The sequence below is a fragment of the Mesorhizobium sp. M7A.F.Ca.CA.003.01.2.1 genome (assembly GCF_003998945.1).
Classification (GTDB): Bacteria; Pseudomonadota; Alphaproteobacteria; order Rhizobiales; family Rhizobiaceae; genus Mesorhizobium; species Mesorhizobium ciceri.
On sequence record NZ_RZRA01000589.1, the window covers coordinates 1 to 3,592 of the forward strand.

The following is a 3,592-nucleotide window of genomic DNA, read 5'->3' on the forward strand; positions in this document are numbered from 1 at the left end:
CTTTAGACCCCGTCGTAATGGCCGTAACCGCCAGTTTGCCGGCCAGTGCGCTGTCGCCTTTGGTGTCTTCTACCGTCAGCGCCAGCAATCCGTTGCCGATATCCGTCATCGCCAGCTTGGTCGCATCGAGCATCTTCCTGCCGTTTTCCCCGGCCGTTCCAGGGGCGGACAGCGGCAGCAGCATCGTGACTTTGGTCGAGCCGGTGCCCATCGACTGGGTCGCCTGGACGGGACCGGCGCCGGCGGCGCCGTTCTGCCCGGCAGGCGCGGTAACCGCCGCCGGATCGAGCACTTCGGACACGCCGCCCTTCGACTGGCAGCCCGACACGATCGCGGCGAGCGCCAAGGCGATTGCCCATGTCCGCGGACGGTGGACCTGTCGGCCAGCTTCCATGAATGCTCCACCCCTATGTGCCGCCGGATATTGTTCCCGGTCTGGTCTTCAACGCATGTTACGGCGGACTTGCAGTGCCGTCTGTAGTTCTTTTAGCCGCCGAAAAGCCTGCCTCTGAGCGCCCTGATCTGCCTTGCTTGCCCGGCACTTCGATAGTCGGCGCATTTCATGTATCGCGGCCCGGGCACGAACACGCGGCGCACGCAAACGCCCTTTCCCTGGGCAGGGGCTCCACCCTCCCCGCCTGGCGAAAACGCGGAAAAGCCGAATGTCGCCACCGGCAAGGGGCCGGTCACTTCGATCCCTTCCCTTGCCAGGATTGCCCGCGCACGCTGGCAGTAGCGGACTGAAAGGGCCGAGAACCGGCTTTCATTGTGCCCGGCGCGATACTTCATGACGGTGGTGCAGAGATCACCCGCGGCGAGCCTGTTGGCCTGTGCAAGATATTTGACCCCCAGCGCGATGTTGGCCGCCGGCGCGCTGAGATCGTCGAGGGAACCTCGAAAGCCGAGCATCCTGGCGGTCGCCGGCATCACCTGCATCAGGCCGACTTCGCCATCGGCGCCTTGCACGCCGGGATCGAAGCCGCTTTCGATCTCCATCACCGCATGCGCCAGCATCGGCTCCAGGCCATAGATCGATGCCTGGCAACTGGCAAACGCCTTGAAAGCCTGCCGGGTCCACTCCGTGGCAGTGTCACAGTGTGCCGGCCGCGTCAGGCTGGACGGCTGCTGTTGTTCCACAAAAGGCCGTTCCAGCCAGTTGGCGTGGGCCAGCGTGACAGTGAGGCCAAAGCCGACGAACGCGATCCCGCCTGCGATCGCCTTCGAGAATGATCCGGCGGCTGTCATGATGGCCAACAGGCGTGGGTTCGCCTATCCGGTCAGTGCATGTACTCGACCATGCGATCGTGAAAACACTCGCATTTGTTGAGGGTGTCTTCGTCCTTGTAGTTCGTCTTCAGGTAGCCGTAAGCCATGCCGCAGGCGACCTTGGCTTCCGATGCCCAGACGAAGACGGGCCGGGACGAGTTGATCCACTCCGAGCTGTTGGCGGCGGCGACCGACTCGTCCATCAGCTTCACCACCTGCTGCTTCAGATCGACGATGTTGTCGTTCAAGACCAGATTGGACGTGCCGACGACCCGGCAATAATCGCCTGTCGGACCTTCGATGATGTCGGCGGCATACCCCGTCGACCCGACTGCCAGCAACAGCGTCGCAGCGGAAACAAGCAGTCTTGCAGAACGTTTCATGTTTAGCTCCCCTAAATATTAGCGACGTATAACATAATCGCATGGTTGTGCGCTATGCCGTTAGACCAGGTTTGCGGTTGTCTGATGCTGGGTTATGCCATCGTCGTAGAGCAGCGTGATCGTGTTGGCAGCGGGCAGGTTCGTCAGCGTTGCCACGTCGACGAAGTTGGCGCCGCCGGTGCTGCCGTTGGCATCGACACTGAGCGTACCCGTCCCCGCATTGTAGTTCACGAAGTCACCGATATTGGCTCCTCCAGGCGCCGTGTCAAACAGGGCGGTCAGGTCAATCTTGTCGCCATGTCCTCCCACGCCGCTGAAATCAGTGATGAGGTCCTTGATGTCGATATTCTCAAGCCGGAACGTATCGGCGCCGGCTCCTCCGGTCAGGGTGTCCTGGCCGAGACCTCCTATGAGAAGGTCGTTGCCGTCGCCGCCGCTGAGCAGGTCGTTGCCGGCTCCGCCGCTGAGGAAGTCATTGCCGCCCCGGCCGACGATGACGTCATTGCCGCCATTACCGCTGAGCTGGTCGATACCGGACGTTCCATAGATCTGGTCGGCCAGCGTTGGGTCACCGTTCACCGAGATCCCGGGATCACCAGGATTGTGCGAGAAGAAGGAGAAATTGACGGAGCGGGCCTGCCAACTGCCGCCATCATTGTCGAAGTAGGACAGGGTCCACGAGTCTCCGGCTGCCGGCGGATGCGCGATCAAGTAGCTGGCAAGCGTCGTAGCGGTGGCATTGCCTGCGCCATCGAGAAGGAAGATGTGATCGTAGTCGACCGTAGCCTTCATCTGACCCGTGGCCGGATCGTAGAACCAAGTCTGCTCGAAGGTCCCAGCGGTCAAATCGTCTTCTACTGCGGCGAAGTGATTGGTGCCAATTCTGATCTCGACCTGAACCTCCTGTTCACGATGCGACCCTGCGCTACTATCTCCGAACGCACCTGGGTTTCGCTCTGAAGGGTCAATCGGCGTATCAATCGGCGTCTTTTGGAAATCGGTATAGACGACGACAGTTGCGCTGTGAGGATCCGCCAATATCGCGTTTACCGTCGCTTGCGACAGAGCAAGCGTCGTGACCTGATCATTGCCCGACGTCAGCGGACTGCTGCCATCGCCAATCTGCGACGTGTCGCTGGGCAGGCTGGTCGGCGGCACTTCGTGGATGCCAACAGTCTGTGCAACGTGAGTGTGCCCGTCATAGACATCCAGCGACAGGTTGTTGTTGACCGTGTCAGTTTGCAATGCGGTCGGCCGATAAACCAGATCGTCCAGCAGGTTGATACCGCCGGACGGATTATACAGCACCGTGCCGGCTGTCAGGGCGATATAGGTCACGCCGTTGAAATAGAACGTGCCGGTGGGGATCGTTCCCGTAGCGGTGACGATGAGGTTATCCCCGTCCGCATCCGTCGGAATGGAGACCAGCAGCGGATACCCATTCGGATAGCTGGGCGTGCTCAAGGTCTGCTGCGCCGGGTCGCTCGACATCCAGTTCTGAGTGTTCGCGACTACGGGCGCGTCATTGATGTCCGTCAGGTTGATGGTCAGCGTCGTCGTCGACAGGTCGCCGTCACCATCCTTGATGGTGTAGACGAACACGTCCGTGGTGTTCGCGTTGATGCTGTGGGCCGTCGACTGGTAGGTGTAGGAGCCGTCGGCGTTGAGATGCAGCGTGCCGTGCAGGCCGGCAATGTCGGTGTTGACACCGGTCGTCACCGCCGTTGTCGTGTTGCCGCCCGCAGCCCGGACGCCGTCGATCGTGGCACCATCTGCCCCGGCCACGTCGTTGATCAGAACGCCGGCCGCAGCAGTCACGGTCAGCAGCGCGCCTTCATTGACATTGCCGCTGTCGGCATGGGCCGTCGGCACGTCGTCGGTGACGTCGATGGTGATGGTGTTGGTGATCGTGTTGCCGTTGGCGTCGGTGGCCTGGTAGGTGA

Annotated in this window: 3 protein-coding genes and 1 pseudogene; all 4 read right to left on the reverse strand. The window is 61.4% G+C overall.

All coding sequences use genetic code 11. The features are described 5' to 3' along the window. Positions 1–346 (reverse strand): annotated as a pseudogene (locus EN969_RS21680) (ABC transporter substrate-binding protein); the annotation flags it as partial. 140 nt (positions 347–486) lie between these two features. Beyond that, entirely contained in the window at positions 487–1,245 is a 759-nt protein-coding gene (locus tag EN969_RS21685) for a transglycosylase SLT domain-containing protein (protein WP_063170328.1), read from the reverse strand. Positions 1,246–1,277: 32 nt separating this feature from the next. Further along, a complete protein-coding gene (locus EN969_RS21690) occupies positions 1,278–1,649 on the reverse strand; it encodes a hypothetical protein (protein WP_027163714.1) in 372 nt (123 codons plus the stop codon). A 60-nt stretch (positions 1,650–1,709) separates the two neighbouring features. Continuing rightward, positions 1,710–3,592 (reverse strand): Ig-like domain-containing protein (locus EN969_RS36660; RefSeq protein WP_127419377.1); only part of this gene is annotated, 1,883 nt, incomplete at its 5' end.

Excerpts from the sequence above, each read along its gene's own strand:
- EN969_RS21685 (WP_063170328.1), bottom strand. The coding sequence starts at position 1,245 with ATGACAGCCGCCGGATCATTCTCGAAGGCGATCGCAGGCGGGATCGCG.
- EN969_RS21690 (WP_027163714.1), bottom strand. The coding sequence starts at position 1,649 with ATGAAACGTTCTGCAAGACTGCTTGTTTCCGCTGCGACGCTGTTGCTG.